Genomic DNA, 14,371 nt, shown 5'->3' on the forward strand with positions numbered 1-14,371 from the left:
GCCGAATTCGCGGTGTCTTTGTCGCTGGGTGTCGGCCCTGCCGCAGGCTGCAATATACCCCGAGGGACCTTCGCGGAGGCTCAAGAACGGTGTCTCCAGCGCCACCCTCGGCAGCCTTGCAGACGGCTGCGTGGAGGCGTTGCCGCGGCTCGAATCCAGGCGCTCACAGCCATCGACAGCGACGACAGTGCAACGCGTGAACCCTGTTCTAAGCTCACAGTCGTAACGTCACTGGCGCGACGATCAAGCACAAGGAGCCTGCATGGCTGGTCTCAATTCGAAATGGATAGTGGGGCTGAGCCTGCTGGCTCTGCTCTGCGGCTGCGGGGCGGAAAAGCCCACGGAAAAGGAGCGCCCGCGGGTGCGCGTCCAGGAAGTGCAAAGCAGCGATTTTGCGCCTTCGGTAACCCTCACCGGTGATGTGCAGGCACGGGTGCAGACCGAGTTGTCGTTCCGCGTCGGCGGTAAGATCATCCAGCGCATGGTGGACATCGGCGACCGGGTCTCGGCCCAGCAAGTGCTGGCCAAGCTCGATCCCAAGGACCTGCAGACCAATGTCGATACCGCTGCCGCCTCGGTGTTCGCCGAGCAGGCCCGGGTCAAGCAGACCAGCGCCGCCTTCGTCCGCCAGCAGAAACTGTTGCCCAAGGGCTATACCAGCCAGAGCGAATACGATTCGGCCCAGGCCGCCTTGCGCAGCAGCCAGAGCGCCCTGAGCGCGGCCCAGGCGCAGTTGGCCAATGCCCGGGAGCAATTGAGCTACACCGAACTGATGGCCGAGGCGCCGGGGGTGATCACCGCGCGCCAGGCCGAAGTGGGCCAGGTGGTGCAAGCGACGATGCCGATCTTCAGCCTGGCCAGGGACGGTGAGCGCGATGCGGTATTCAACGTCTACGAGTCACTGCTGATGGAGCCCCCGGGCCAGGAAACCATCCACATCAGCCTGCTGGACAATCCCCAGGTGAAGACCACCGGTAAGGTCCGCGAAATCACCCCGGTGGTTTCGGCCCAGAGCGGCACGGTGCAGGTCAAGGTGATGCTTGACTCACTGCCTGCCGGCATGGACCTGGGGTCAGTGGTCAGCGCCACGGCTCGGGCCAATGGCAAGGCCAGCGTGATGCTGCCCTGGTCGGCGCTGACCAAGGACCTCAGCGAGCCGGCGGTGTGGTTGGTGGGCGAGGACGGCAAGACCGCGCTGCACACGGTCAAGGTCGGGCGCTACCTGACCGGCAAGGTGCTCATCAGTGATGGCCTCAAGGGCGGCGAGAAAGTCGTGGTGGCCGGCGGGCAGCTGTTGCACCCGGGGATGCTCGTCGAGATCGTCGAACCGACCAAGAACCCTGGAGCCAAGCCATGAAGCGCCTGCCGCTGCTGCTGTGTGCCAGTGCCTTGCTGCTGGGCTGCTCCAAGGAGGCGCCGGCGCCTGCGCCGGTGCGTCCAGTGCTGTCGATCGAGGCCAGCCCGCAATCCCAGGAGAGCCTGGGACGTTTTGCCGGCAACATCCAGGCCCGCTATGAAACCAACCTGGGGTTCCGGGTGCCGGGGCGGATTGCCAATCGCAGTGTCGATGTAGGGGCTGAAGTGGGGCCGGGCGCGTTGCTTGCGACCCTCGATCCCACCGACCAGCAGAACCAGTTGCGCGCCGCCCAGGGTGATCTGGCCAAGGTCGAGGCGCAGTGGATCAATGCCCAGGCCAATGCCCGACGCCAGCAGGAACTGTTCGACCGTGGAGTGGGTGCCCAGGCGCAACTGGACATCGCCCAGACTGACCTGAAAACCACCGGAGCGTCCCTGGCGCAGGCCAAGGCGGCGGTGCGCCAGGCCCAGGACCAGCTGACCTACAGCGAGCTGCGCAGCGATCATGGCGGGGTGATCACTGCCTGGAATGCCGAGGCCGGGCAAGTGGTGACCGCCGGCCAGCAGGTCGTGACCCTGGCCCGGCCGGAAATCAAGGAAGCGGTAATCGATCTGCCGGCGAACCTGGTGGACCAGTTGCCGGCGGATGTGGTGTTCAAGGTTGCGGCGCAACTGGACCCGAGCATCAGCACCACTGCCACCGTGCGCGAGATCGAACCCCAGGCCCAGAGTGCCACCCGCACCCGGCGCGCGCGCCTGACCCTCAAGGACACCCCGCAGGCCTTTCGCCTGGGCACCGCCATCAGCGTGACCCTGAGCTCGGCCATCGAGCCACGCACCGAACTGCCGCTGAGTGCCTTGCAGGAAGTGGATGGCAAGACCCGGGTCTGGGTCATCGACAGACAGAGCCAGACAGTCGCCCCGCGTGAGGTCACGGTGCTCAGCCGCGACAGCGATTCGGCGCTGATCGGCCAGGGTATCAAGCCCGGTGAGCGGATCGTCAGCGCCGGTGTGAACAGCCTCAAGCCGGGGCAAAAAGTCAAAATCGACGAGGACCGCGTACCATGACGCCTGCCACGAAAGGGAGCTTCAATTTATCCGAGTGGGCGATCAAGCATCAGTCGTTCGTCTGGTACCTGATGTTCATCGCGCTGCTGATGGGCGTGTTCTCCTATCTGAACCTGGGACGTGAGGAAGACCCTTCGTTCACCATCAAGACCATGGTCATCCAGACCCGTTGGCCGGGTGCGACCCAGGAGGAAACCCTCAAGCAGGTCACTGACCGCATCGAGAAAAAGCTCGAAGAGCTGGATTCCCTCGATTACGTGAAGAGCTATACGCGCCCCGGCGAGTCGACGGTGTTCGTCAACCTGCGTGATACCACCAGTGCCAAGGACATCCCGCAGATCTGGTACCAGGTGCGCAAGAAGATCGATGACATCCGTGGCGACTTCCCCCAGGGTTTGCAGGGGCCGGGCTTCAACGATGAGTTCGGCGATGTGTACGGTTCCATCTACGCCTTTACCGCCGACGGCCTGACCATGCGCCAACTGCGCGACTACGTGGAGCAGGCGCGCGCCGAGATCCGCGAGGTGCCGAACCTGGGCAAGGTGGAGATGATCGGCGCACAGGATGAGGTCATCTACCTGAACGTCTCCACGCGCAAGCTGGCGGCCCTGGGCATTGACCAGCGCGACGTCCTGCAAAGCCTGCAGTCGCAGAATGCGGTGATCCCGGCCGGGGTGATCGAGGCCGGGCCGGAACGGATTTCCGTGCGCACCTCGGGGCAGTTCGCGTCGGAGAAGGACCTGGCGAACGTCAACCTGCGACTCAATGACCGCTTCTATCGGCTGGCGGATATCGCCGAGATCAGCCGCGGTTATGTCGACCCACCGAGCACCCAGTTCCGTTTCAATGGCCAGCCCGCCATCGGCCTGGCGATTGCCATGAAGGCCGGCGGCAATATCCAGGCGTTCGGCAAGGCGTTGCATGCGCGGATGACCGAGTTGACCGCCGACCTGCCAGTGGGGGTCGGTGTGCACAATGTCTCGGACCAGGCCGAAGTGGTGGCGGAGGCGGTCGGCGGGTTCACCAGTGCCTTGTTCGAGGCGGTGGTGATTGTGTTGCTGGTGAGCTTCGTCAGCCTCGGGGTGCGTCCCGGGTTGGTGGTGGCCTTGACCATCCCGCTGGTGCTGGCGCTGGTCTTCGTGTTCATGGAATACAGCGGCATTACCATGCAGCGGATCTCCCTTGGCGCATTGATCATTTCTCTGGGGTTGATGGTGGACGATGCCATGATCACCGTGGAGATGATGGTCACGCGCCTGGAGCTGGGAGAGACCAAGGAGCAGGCGGCGACCTTTGCCTACACCTCGACGGCTTTCCCGATGCTCACCGGGACCCTGGTGACGGTCGCCGGTTTCGTGCCCATTGGCCTCAACGCCAGTTCTGCCGGCGAATACACCTTCACCCTGTTTGCGGTGATCGCGGTGGCGATGCTGGTGTCCTGGCTGGTGGCGGTGGTGTTTGCGCCGGTGATCGGCCTGCACATTCTCAGTGCCAAGGTGAAACCCCATTCCGAAGAACCCGGGCGCATTGGCCGTGCTTTCAACGCTGGCCTGCTGTGGTGCATGCGCTACCGCTGGTGGGCGATCGGCATCACGGTGTTGCTGTTCGTGCTCTCGGTGTTTGGCATGCGGTTTGTGCAGAACCAGTTCTTCCCGTCCTCGGACCGCCCGGAGATCCTCGTTGACCTCAACCTGCCGCAGAACGCCTCGATCAGCGAGACACGGCTGGCGGTGGACCGTCTGGAAGCCACGCTCAAGGACGATCCGTCCATCGAGCGTTGGAGCACCTACATCGGCGAGGGCGCGATTCGCTTCTACCTGCCCCTGGACCAGCAACTGCAGAACCCCTACTACGCCCAGCTGGTGATTGTCAGCAAGGGCCTGAAGGAGCGCTCGGCGTTGATCAAGACCTTGCAGAAACGCCTGCGAGAAGACTTCGTCGGAATTGGCGGTTATGTGCAGGCTCTGGAAATGGGCCCGCCGGTAGGGCGTCCGATCCAGTACCGAGTCAGCGGCAAGGACATCGATCTGGTGCGCAAGCACGCCATTGAACTGGCCAGCGAACTCGACAAGAACTCGCACATCGGCGAGATCATTTACGACTGGAACGAGCCGGGCAAGGTCCTGCGTATCGACATCGCCCAGGACAAGGCCCGGCAATTGGGCCTGTCCTCCGAAGACGTGGCGCGGCTGATGAACAGCATTGTCAGCGGTGCGACCGTGACCCAGGTGGATGACGATATCTACCTGATCAATGTGGTCAGCCGCGCCGTCGACAGTGAGCGCGGCACGCCGGAAACCCTGCAGAACCTGCAGATACTCTCGCCCAACGGCATTTCGATCCCACTCCTGGCCTTCGCCACGATCCGCTACGAACTGGAGCAGCCACTGGTTTGGCGGCGTGACCGCAAGCCGACCATCACCATCAAGGCCGCGGTGCGTGATGAAATCCAGCCCACGGACCTGGTCGAGGACCTCAAGCCGGTCATCGAGCGCTTCGCTGCCAGCTTGCCGGCCGGTTACTCGGTGGCCACCGGCGGGACCGTGGAGGAGAGCGGCAAGGCCCAGGGGCCGATTGCCAAGGTAGTGCCGCTGATGCTGTTCCTGATGGCAACCTTCCTGATGATCCAGTTGCACAGCGTGCAGAAGCTGTTCCTGGTGGTCAGTGTGGCGCCGTTGGGGCTGATCGGTGTGGTCCTGGCCCTGGTGCCCACGGGCACGCCCATGGGGTTTGTGGCGATCCTCGGGATTCTCGCGTTGATCGGCATCATCATCCGCAACTCGGTGATCCTGGTGACCCAGATCGATTCACACGAGAAGGAGGGTTATCACCCCTGGGACGCAGTACTGGAAGCCACTCACCACCGTCGCCGGCCGATCCTGTTGACCGCCGCGGCGGCCAGTCTGGGGATGATCCCGATTGCCCGGGAGGTGTTCTGGGGGCCGATGGCCTACGCGATGATCGGCGGCATCATCGTCGCCACCTTGCTGACCCTGCTGTTCCTGCCGGCGCTGTACGTGGCCTGGTACAAGATCAAGGAGCCGAGCAACGACACCGCCCCCCCCGCCTCGTAGGAGCTGGCTTGCCAGCGAAGAGGCCCGTAAGGCAGGCGCTTGATCCGCAATCGCCTTCGCCGGCAAGCCGGCTCCTACGGAGGATCTGTGCAGTGCCTACGGGGGGCGGGATCAGGCCTTGCGCCAGACGCTGGCCAGCCACGGTTGTTGTTTCCGTGGCAGGCCAGCGGGGCGGTAATAGTGCTCCAGCTCGACAAACCCGGCGTCAGTCAATAGCGCCTGCCACGCCGCCAGGTCGTGGTAGGAACCGTAGCGCGGGCCGTTCCAGCCTTCCTGGTTGTCGCCCCGGGGGTTGGAGCTGAACAGCACGCCACCTTCCTTGAGGCTGGCATGCAGCTGCTTGAGCACTCGCGGCAGCTCCTGGCGGGGAATGTGGAACAGCACCGCGTTGGCGAAGATCCCATCAAAACGCCCAGCGGGCAGTTCGAGCTTGAGGAAGTCCTGCTGCCAGACCTCGCACCCGCTGTCTTCCCGGGCCATCTGCGCGAAGCGTTCGGAACCGTCGAGGCCGACGGCGACATGGCCCAGGTGGGTGAAGGCTTGCAGGTCGCGGCCGGGGCCGCAGCCGAAATCCAGCACGGTGAATGGCGCCGGGCCCTGGATATGCCGCAGCAGCGCCTCGATGTTCTGGCTCACATCGTGGTCGCGAGTGCCCTCGCGAAAGCCTTCGGCCACCTGGTTGTAGTGGCCGAGAGTGGTTGCGGTGATGGTTTCGAGATCGTCGGGGGCGAGTTTCATGGCGGGCTACGGGCGTTGAGGGCGGGGTGGCCAATATAACGCCAATGGTGGTCTTGAGGGCCCTGTCGCGAGCAAGCTCGCTCCTACGGCGGGCGGTGATCGACCCGTAGGAGCGAGCTTGCTCGCGAAGGCGCCCGAACCGCCACCACAGCCCTCAACGCTTGTTCAGCACCCGTGCCAGACGGTCGCCACCCAGCTGGATCGCCGCCACCAGAATCACCAGCAACACGATCACCGTGAGCATGATCTGGCTGTCGAAACGCTGGTAACCGTAGCGGTAGGCAATGTCCCCCAGCCCACCCGCGCCAATCGCTCCGGCCATGGCCGAGGAGTTGATCATGGTCACCAGGGTGATAGTGAAACCACCGACGATCCCCGGCAACGCCTCCGGCAGCAGCACGTGCCAGACGATGTGCCAGCGCCGGCAGCCCATGGCCTGGGCCGCTTCGATCAGGCCGTGGTCGACTTCCCGCAGGCTCACCTCGGCGATCCGTGCAAAGAACGGCGTGGCGGCGATGGTCAGCGGCACCACCGCCGCCCAGACGCCGTAGGTGGTGCCGACGATCAGTCGGGTAAAGGGGATCAGCGCCACCATCAGGATCAGGAACGGGATCGAGCGGAACAGGTTGACGAATGCCCCGAGGGCGCGGTTCAGGTTCGGCGCTTCATAGATCCCGCCCTTGCCGCTGGTGACCAGGATCACTGCCAGGGGAATCCCCGCCAGCAGGGCGATCAGCGAAGACACGCCGACCATCAGCAGGGTGTCGAGAATGCCCTGCAACAAACGCTCAAACCACATAGCCCAGTACCTCCACCTGTTGTGCCCAGTGCTCGGCCCGCTGGCGCAGTTCCGCCGTGCCCAGGGACGAGCCCTGGACGGCCAGGAGCAATTGTCCCAGGGCATGCCCCTGGATGCGTTCGACGCCGCCCTGGAGCAACCGCACGCGCCCGCCGAGGGCACTGAACAATGCCGCCAGGTCTGGTTCGTCGCGGCTGTTGCCAGTGAAACGCAGGCTCAGCACCACCGCGGCATCGGACGACTGGGGATGATCGCGCAAACGGTTTTGCAGTTCTTCGGGCAAGCCGTGCTGCAACGGCGCCAGTAGAGTCTTGCTGACCTCATGCTGCGGGTTGCCGAAGACCTCCCAAACCGGCCCCTGCTCGACAATGCGGCCGTGTTCCAGCACCACCACCCGGTCGCAGATATCGCGGATCACCGCCATTTCATGGGTGATCAGAATGATGGTCAGGCCCAGGCGCTGGTTGATCTCTTTCAGCAGGCCAAGGATCGATTGGGTGGTTTCCGGGTCGAGGGCCGAGGTGGCTTCGTCGCACAGCAGGATCTCGGGGTCGTGGACCAGCGCCCGGGCTATCCCCACGCGCTGCTTCTGGCCGCCGGACAGCTGTGCCGGGTAGGCCTGGTGCTTGTCCTTGAGGCCCACCAGTTCCAGCAGTTCGCCGACCTTGCGCTGGCGCTCGGCCTTGGGCACCCCGGCCACCTTCAGTGGCAGCTCAACGTTGTGCCACACGGTCTTGGCCGACATCAGGTTGAAGTGCTGGAAGATCATGCCGATGCGTCGGCGCAGGGCCACCAGGCGGTCCTCGTCGAAGTCGCCGATGTCCACCTGGTCAATCAGCACTCGGCCGCTGCTGGGTTGTTCCAGGCGATTGATGGTGCGGATCAGCGACGACTTGCCGGCGCCGCTGCGGCCGATGATGCCGAACACTTCACCGCGCTGGATCGCCAGGTCGATGCCGTGCAGCGCCTGCACCGGGCCCTGCCGACCCTGGTAGGTCTTGCCCAGGCCGATAAAACGCACCTGGGCGCGGTTCAGGTCCGGGTGCAGTTGGGTCTGTTCGGCGCTGTGGGGCGCCGGCTCGGGCCGTGTGCGCTGGAGCGTCGAGGCACTCATTTCAACCTTCCCAGCCGGCTTGGTAGAGCTTGCCGTGAGCCTGGTCCAGGGCGGCGCGCACGGCCGGCGAATGCTGGTAGATATCGACGAACTTGATCAGCCGCGGGTCGTTCTTGCTCTTGGGCTGGATCACGAACTGGATCACGTATTCCTTGTGGTCCAGGCCGTCGAACAGCAAGGCTGAACCGGCATCGAAGGTCTTGGCCAGGCGGATGTAGGCCGGGTAGCCCTGGACCAGGTCGGCGTCGTCATAGGCGCGTACCAGTTGCACGGCTTCCACTTGGAGGATCTTGATCTTCTTCGGGTTGGCGACGATGTCTTCTTCGGTGGCCTTGTAGCCGACCCCGGGCTTGAGGGTGATCAGCCCGGCCTTGGCCAGCAGTTGCAGGCCGCGCCCGCTGTTGATCGGGTCGTTGGCGATGGCCACGCTGGCGCCGACTGGCAGCTCGTCGAAACTTTTGTATTTCTTCGAGTACAGGCCGACGTTGTTGATGATGCCCGGGGCGAAGGGCACCAGGTCGAAACCGGCGGCGGCCTTGGCGTTTTCCAGGAAGGGAATGTGCTGGAAGTAGTTCACGTCGATGTCGCCGGCGGCCAGGCTGACGTTGGGCGCGATCCAGTCGGTGAACTCCACCAGCTCGACCTTCAGGCCCTGTTTACCGGCTTCGACGACGGCGGCTTCCAGGGGGATGGCGAAGGCCGCGGTGGTGCCGACCTTGAGCGGCGCATCGGCGGCGAAGACGGCGCTGCTGAACAGGCCGAGGGCGAGGGCCAGGGCTTTGACCGGGTGGCGCAGGCGTGTGGTTTTCATGTGGGTCAGGGTCCAGGTCGGGGCGAGGGAATGGGCAGGTTGTGCTGGCCTCTTCGCTGGCAAGCCAGCGCCTACAGGAGCGTGTAGGAGCCGGCTTGCCGGCGAAGCTGTTAGCGGCGGTAAGCCGCTCCGGTGTGTTGTTCGGGCAGCTTGCGGTCCTGGCGAAAGAGCTTTTCGCGCAGGGTGCCCTGGTCGTAGGCGGTCTTGTACGAGCCCCGGCGTTGCAGCTCCGGGATCACCAGATCGATGAAGTCGACATAGCTTTCCGGGGTGACGATGCGGGTCAGGTTGAAGCCGTCCAGGCCGGTTTCGGCAATCCAGGATTCCAGCTCATCGGCCACCTGTTGCGGTGATCCGACCACGGTGAAGTAGCGGCCGCCCAGGGCGTGCTGGTCCAGCAGCTTGCGCCGGGTCCAGTCGTTGTTCTGCAGGTTCTTGGTGGCCGATTGGATCGCGTTGCTCTTCACGTACTGGATCGGCTCGTCGATCTCGTACTGGGCGAAATCGATCCCGGTGGAGGCGGAGAAATGCGCCACACCGGCTTCGGCGCTGGCATGACTGCGATACTCGGCGTGTTTCTTCCAGGCCAGCTCCTCGGTCGCGGCGACGATCACGTTGAGCCCCATGAACACCTTGATGTCCTCAGGGTTGCGCCCGGCGGCCACGGCGCTGGCGCGGACCTTGTCCACCTGGGCCTTGGTCGCGGCCTTGTTCTGCCCGCTGATGAACACGCACTCGGCGTGGCGCCCGGCGAACACCAGGCCGCGGTCCGAGCTGCCGGCCTGGAACAGCACCGGGGTGCGTTGCGGCGACGGCTCGCACAGGTGATAACCGCTGACCTGGTAGAACTCGCCCTGGTGCTCGACCTTGTGCACCTTGTCCGGTTGGGCGTAGATGCGCTGCTCGCGGTCGTTGATCACCGCGTCGTCTTCCCAGCTGCCTTCCCAGAGTTTGTACAGCACCTCCAGGTACTCGTCGGCCTGGTCGTAGCGGCGGTCGTGTTCGATCTGCTGCTTGAGGCCCATGGCCTGGGCGGCGCTGTCCAGGTAGCCGGTGACGATGTTCCAGCCGACCCGGCCACGGCTCAGGTGATCGAGGGTGGAGAGGCGTCGGGCGAACAGGTACGGCGCTTCGTAAGTGAGGTTGGCGGTCAGGCCGAAGCCGAGGTTCCTGGTCACCGCGGCCATGGCCGAGACCAGCAGCAGCGGGTCGTTGACCGGTAGTTGGATCGACTCCTTGAGCGTCACGTCCAGGGAGTTCTGGTAGACGTCGTAGACCCCGACGATGTCGGCGATGAACAGCCCGTCGAACAGCCCGCGTTCCAGCAACTGGGCCAGCTCGGTCCAGTATTCGATGGTCTGGTACTGGGTCGAGGTGTCCCGTGGGTGAGTCCACAGGCCGTGGTTGATATGACCGACGCAGTTCATGTTGAAGGCGTTGAGCAGGATCTTCTTTTTCGCGGCCATCAAATAGTCCCCCGCAACGGCGGGTTGGTCTGGTTCAGGTAGTAGTTGCCCACCGCGTGGTACTTCCAGCGCACCGGGTCGTGCAGGGTGTGTACCCGGGCGTTGCGCCAGTGGCGGTCCAGGCCGTGCTCGGCCAGGGTCGCCTGGCTGCCCGCCAGTTCGAACAGGGTGCTGCCGGCGGCCAGGGAAATTTCCGTGCTCAGGGCGCGGACTTCGGCCACGGCGATGGAGGCGGCGGCCACGGTGTCGGCGTTGCTGTCGGCTTGGGCTGCGTCGAGGAATTCACCGGCGCGTTCCAGCAGCGCTTCGGTGGCGTGCAGGCGGATGCTCAGGTGGCCGAAGCTCTTGATCGTCAGCGGGTCGGCGGTGGCCTGCTCCAGGCCGGAGTCGATCCAGGGCCGGGTCTTGGTGCGCACAAAGTGCAGGGCGTCCTCGTAGGCGGCGCGGGCAATGCCGGTGTCGATGGCCGCGTGAAGGATCTGCGCCAGGGGGCCAACCGTGGTCGGGCGCTCGAAGGCGCTCTGGAACGGCACCACGTCGTCGGCGTCCACCCACACATTTTCGAACAGCACCGAGCCGCTGCCGGTGGTGCGCTGGCCGAAGCCGCTCCAGTCGTCGATCACGCTCAGGCCCTGGCTGTCCGCGGGGACGAAGGCCAGTTGCAGCACGCCGTATTCATCCACCACCGATGTCGGGATGCGTTGGGCGTAGATCGCTCCGGTGGCGTAGAACTTGCGCCCGTCGATGCGGTAGCCATCGCCGTCACGGCTCAGGCGGGTGGTGCGGTCGTGGGCGGTCTTGGTGCCCAGCTCGGCCAGGGCGTTGCCGAAGCGCCGGCCGGCGAGGACTTCGGCGTACAGGCGTTGTTTCTGCTGCGGGCTGCCATTCACCCGCAGTACTTCGAGGGCATAGAAATGGTTCTGCGGGATCTGCCCCAGGGAGGCGTCGGCCTGGGCGATCAGGGCGATGACCTTGGCCAGGGTGACATTGGAGACACCGGCGCCGCCGTATTCCCTGGGCACGCTGATGCCCCACAGGCCGGAGCGCGAGAAGGCTTCCAGTTCCGGGTGTGGCAGGCGCCGCTCGCGGTCGCGCAGGGCACTGTCGCGTTGGAAATCTTCCGCCAGGTCGCTGGCGACAATCAGGGCTTGTTCATCGCTGGTGATGACCGCGACGTGTTGAGAAAGGCTCATGTGTTTCTCCAGAGGTCTGGTCGGTTAAATCCAGGAATGACGAGCAGGCAAAGTGCCGTTCAGGTGATAGGCGCCGACGGCGTGGTACTTCCAGCGCACTGGATCGTGCAGCGTATGCACCCGGGCGTTGCGCCAGTGTCGGTCGAGGTTGAATTCGGCGAGGGTGGCGCGGCTGCCGGCCAGCTCGAAGAGTTTTTCGCTGGCCAGCAGCGAGATCTCGGTGGTCAGCACCTTGGCTTCGGCCACGGCGATGGAGGCGCGGGCCGCGGACTCGGCGGTGATCGGCGCTGAGCTGACCTGGTCCAGCACCTGGCCAGCCTTGCGCAGCAGGGCCTCGGCGGCGTGCAGTTCGATCTGCAGCTTGCCGATGTCGGCGATCACATACAGGTCGTCGCTGGCCCGCTCGACGTTGGCATCGATCCACGGCCGGGCGCGTTCCCGGACAAAGGCGATGGCGTCGGCCACGGCTTCCCGGGCGATGCCGGCGTCGATGGCGGCCTGGATCAGTTGCGACACGGCGCCCTGGATATTCGGCGTGTCGTTGATCCGCCAGTTATCCAGCACCAGCTCGGACTCGACCCGCACACTGTTGAGCAGGATGGTGCCGCTGGCGGTGGTGCGCTGGCCGAAGCCCGACCAGTCATCGACGATGCGTAAACCCTGGGTGCCGCGGCGGACGAAGGCCAGCACCTGGCGGCCGTCATCGTTGAGTGCCTTGACCGCTACCCAGTGGGCGAACAGGGCGCCGGTGGAGTAGAACTTCTGGCCATTGATCACATGGCCCTCGGCGTCGGCGGTGATCCGCGCCTTGAGTTCCAGGGTGTTCTTGGTGCCGCGTTCCGGGCCGGCATTGCCGATGCGCCAGCCTTCCAGCACGCTCTGCAACAGTTGTTTTTTCTGCCGCTCGGTGCCGCAGCCGAGAATCAGGCCGAGGATACCGAACTGGTTCTGCGGGATCTGGCCCAGGGCTGGGTCCGCCGCGGAAATGATCGCGAAGACTTCGGCCAGGGTGACGAAGGAAACCTGTGGCCCGCCGTAGGCGCGGGGAATGGAAATACTGCCTAGGCCGCTGCGGGTGAACTGTTCGATCTGCGCCCACGGCAGCTTGCGCTGACGGTCACGTTGGGCGGCTTGCTGGCGAGCAACGTCCGCCAGTTCATGGGCGGCCTGAAGGGCTTCGGCGTCGTTGCGCAGAACCCGTGCGGGCAACAAAAGGGGAGCAATATCCAGGTCACTCTGGACCTGAGCTTCGACCAGACTGGACATCAGCGCCACTCCTTGGCTGCACGCAATGCCCTGGCGATCTGCACTGGGGTGATTGTGTTCCGGACCATACCTACCTCACATCTCATGGATATGCCGCGTTCGTGCGGCGAAATCAGAATCAAGAATGTCCGGTGGTCCGGTGCATATACCCTATGCGCGTATAAAAATTAAATAAACTAACTTTTAGGAATATCAATAGAAGGGTTGAATTGGAGCCCGCAGGCGTTATGGATCAAGGCCTTAGGTGGCTTGAGCGGGCACTGATTGAGTGACGAACGCCCCTGGCATTTCGTTGGTCGGGTAGGAGCTGGCTTGCCAGCGAAGACGTCCGTGAGGGCGATGCAAGGCTTGCGGCCTCTTCGCCGGCAAGCCGGCTCCTACGGGGGGGTGGTGTGGCGAAGGGAGGAACATCAGCTGATGTAGGAGCTGGCTTGCCAGCGAAGGCGTCCGTGAGGGCGATGCAAGGCTTGCAGGCCTCTTCGCCGGCAAGCCGGCTCCTACGGGGGTGTGGTGTGGCGAAGGGAGGAACATCAGCTGTTGTAGGAGCTGGCTTGCCAGCGAAGACGGCCGTGAGGGCGATGCAAGGCTTGCAGGCCTTTTCGCCGGCAAGCCGGCTCCTACGGGGGGGGCGAAGGGAGGAACATCAGCTGTAGGAGCTGGCTTGCCAGCGAAGACGGCCGTGAGGGCGATGCAAGGCTTGCAGGCCTCTTCGCCGGCCAGCCGGCTCCTACAAGGCGTGGCCGGGGTGGAGAAACTTGCTCAGGAACTGTCGCGTGCGCTCTTGCTGAGGGTTGGCGAACAGCGCCTTGGCTTCGCCCTGTTCGACGATCACCCCCTTGTCGAAGAAGATCACCCGGTTGGCCACGTCCCGGGCGAAGCTCATCTCGTGGGTGACGATGACCATGGTGCGTTTCTCTTCGGCCAGGCTGCGGATGGTGGCCAGCACTTCACCCACTAGCTCGGGGTCGAGGGCCGAGGTGGGTTCGTCGAACAGGATCACCCCAGGCTCCATGGCCAGGGCCCGGGCAATCGCCACCCGCTGTTGCTGGCCACCGGACAGGCGCCTCGGGTAGGCGTCTTCCTTGCCCGCCAGGCCGACCTTGGCCAGCAGCGCGCGACCCAGGGCGATGGCTTGTTCGCGTGGGGTTTTCTTCACCACCAGCGGGCCTTCGATGACGTTCTCCAGGGCGGTGCGGTGGGGGAACAGGTTGAAGTTCTGGAACACGAAACCCACTTGCTGGCGCAACTGGCGTATCCGGCTTTGTTGCTGGTTGAGGGGGATGCTGCTGTCGATGGCAATGTCGCCGATCCTGATCCGCCCGCTGGTAGGTTCTTCCAGAAAGTTGAGGCAACGCAGGAAGGTGGTCTTGCCCGAGCCGCTGGGGCCGATGATGGCAACCACTTCGCCTTCCTTGACCTCCAGGTCGATGCCGTTGAGTACGGTCTGGCCCTTGAACTGCTTGGTCAGTTTTTCCACCACAATCAT

Annotated in this window: 11 protein-coding genes; 3 read left to right on the plus strand and 8 right to left on the minus strand. The window is 64.4% G+C overall.

Annotation, left to right across the window (positions count from 1 at the left end):
- Window positions 1–262 precede the first annotated feature (262 nt).
- Genes GV818_RS00455 through GV818_RS00465 form a run of 3 tightly spaced genes read left to right on the plus strand, consistent with a single transcriptional unit; the run spans window position 263 to window position 5,498 of the window.
- Window positions 263–1,357 carry an efflux RND transporter periplasmic adaptor subunit gene (locus GV818_RS00455; RefSeq protein ID WP_161775596.1) on the plus strand — a complete coding sequence of 365 codons (1,095 nt, stop codon included), beginning with the start codon at window positions 263–265 and terminating at the stop codon, window positions 1,355–1,357.
- Window positions 1,354–2,424 (plus strand): efflux RND transporter periplasmic adaptor subunit, encoded by a 1,071-nt coding sequence (locus GV818_RS00460; protein ID WP_161754057.1) that lies wholly within the window; start codon window positions 1,354–1,356, stop codon window positions 2,422–2,424. Before GV818_RS00455 ends, GV818_RS00460 begins: the two co-directional genes overlap by 4 nt.
- Window positions 2,421–5,498, plus strand: a complete 3,078-nt coding sequence (locus tag GV818_RS00465; protein WP_161775597.1) for an efflux RND transporter permease subunit — start codon at window positions 2,421–2,423, stop codon at window positions 5,496–5,498. The genes GV818_RS00460 and GV818_RS00465 overlap by 4 nt, the downstream gene beginning before the upstream one ends.
- A gap of 111 nt (window positions 5,499–5,609) precedes the next feature.
- Here the strand turns inward: GV818_RS00465 and GV818_RS00470 are convergent, their stop codons facing one another.
- From GV818_RS00470 to tcyN, 8 genes are all read right to left on the minus strand, one after another.
- Complete coding sequence (locus tag GV818_RS00470) at window positions 5,610–6,236, minus strand: class I SAM-dependent methyltransferase (protein WP_161775598.1); 627 nt, start codon at window positions 6,234–6,236, stop codon at window positions 5,610–5,612.
- Window positions 6,237–6,390: 154 nt separating this feature from the next.
- On the minus strand, window positions 6,391–7,035 hold the full coding sequence (locus GV818_RS00475) for a methionine ABC transporter permease (protein WP_102862627.1): 645 nt from the start codon (window positions 7,033–7,035) through the stop codon (window positions 6,391–6,393).
- Entirely contained in the window at window positions 7,025–8,149 is a 1,125-nt protein-coding gene (locus GV818_RS00480) for a methionine ABC transporter ATP-binding protein (protein WP_161775599.1), read from the minus strand. Before GV818_RS00480 ends, GV818_RS00475 begins: the two co-directional genes overlap by 11 nt.
- 1 nt (window position 8,150) lies before the next feature.
- On the minus strand, window positions 8,151–8,960 hold the full coding sequence (locus GV818_RS00485) for a MetQ/NlpA family ABC transporter substrate-binding protein (protein ID WP_161775600.1): 810 nt from the start codon (window positions 8,958–8,960) through the stop codon (window positions 8,151–8,153).
- A gap of 110 nt (window positions 8,961–9,070) precedes the next feature.
- Window positions 9,071–10,426 (minus strand): LLM class flavin-dependent oxidoreductase, encoded by a 1,356-nt coding sequence (locus tag GV818_RS00490; protein WP_161775601.1) that lies wholly within the window; start codon window positions 10,424–10,426, stop codon window positions 9,071–9,073.
- Window positions 10,426–11,619, minus strand: coding sequence for an SfnB family sulfur acquisition oxidoreductase (locus GV818_RS00495; protein ID WP_161775602.1), 1,194 nt, complete (start codon window positions 11,617–11,619; stop codon window positions 10,426–10,428). Before GV818_RS00495 ends, GV818_RS00490 begins: the two co-directional genes overlap by 1 nt.
- Before the next feature lie 24 nt (window positions 11,620–11,643).
- Entirely contained in the window at window positions 11,644–12,885 is a 1,242-nt protein-coding gene (locus GV818_RS00500) for an SfnB family sulfur acquisition oxidoreductase (RefSeq protein WP_161775603.1), read from the minus strand.
- Window positions 12,886–13,612: 727 nt separating this feature from the next.
- On the minus strand, window positions 13,613–14,371 hold the full coding sequence (gene tcyN, locus GV818_RS00505) for an L-cystine ABC transporter ATP-binding protein TcyN (RefSeq protein WP_161754627.1): 759 nt from the start codon (window positions 14,369–14,371) through the stop codon (window positions 13,613–13,615).

Origin of the sequence: Pseudomonas sp. Fl4BN1 (genome assembly GCF_009908285.1) — a bacterium.
GTDB lineage: Bacteria > Pseudomonadota > Gammaproteobacteria > Pseudomonadales > Pseudomonadaceae > Aquipseudomonas.

What these genes read in the sequence shown, in the direction of transcription:
- GV818_RS00480 (WP_161775599.1), bottom strand. Translation starts at nt 8,149, where the DNA reads ATGAGTGCCTCGACGCTCCAGCGCACACGGCCCGAGCCGGCGCCCCAC.
- GV818_RS00475 (WP_102862627.1), bottom strand. Translation starts at nt 7,035, where the DNA reads ATGTGGTTTGAGCGTTTGTTGCAGGGCATTCTCGACACCCTGCTGATG.
- tcyN (WP_161754627.1), bottom strand. Translation starts at nt 14,371, where the DNA reads ATGATTGTGGTGGAAAAACTGACCAAGCAGTTCAAGGGCCAGACCGTA.
- GV818_RS00490 (WP_161775601.1), bottom strand. Translation starts at nt 10,426, where the DNA reads ATGGCCGCGAAAAAGAAGATCCTGCTCAACGCCTTCAACATGAACTGC.
- GV818_RS00495 (WP_161775602.1), bottom strand. Translation starts at nt 11,619, where the DNA reads ATGAGCCTTTCTCAACACGTCGCGGTCATCACCAGCGATGAACAAGCC.
- GV818_RS00465 (WP_161775597.1), top strand. Translation starts at nt 2,421, where the DNA reads ATGACGCCTGCCACGAAAGGGAGCTTCAATTTATCCGAGTGGGCGATC.
- GV818_RS00485 (WP_161775600.1), bottom strand. Translation starts at nt 8,960, where the DNA reads ATGAAAACCACACGCCTGCGCCACCCGGTCAAAGCCCTGGCCCTCGCC.
- GV818_RS00460 (WP_161754057.1), top strand. Translation starts at nt 1,354, where the DNA reads ATGAAGCGCCTGCCGCTGCTGCTGTGTGCCAGTGCCTTGCTGCTGGGC.
- GV818_RS00470 (WP_161775598.1), bottom strand. Translation starts at nt 6,236, where the DNA reads ATGAAACTCGCCCCCGACGATCTCGAAACCATCACCGCAACCACTCTC.
- GV818_RS00500 (WP_161775603.1), bottom strand. Translation starts at nt 12,885, where the DNA reads ATGTCCAGTCTGGTCGAAGCTCAGGTCCAGAGTGACCTGGATATTGCT.
- GV818_RS00455 (WP_161775596.1), top strand. Translation starts at nt 263, where the DNA reads ATGGCTGGTCTCAATTCGAAATGGATAGTGGGGCTGAGCCTGCTGGCT.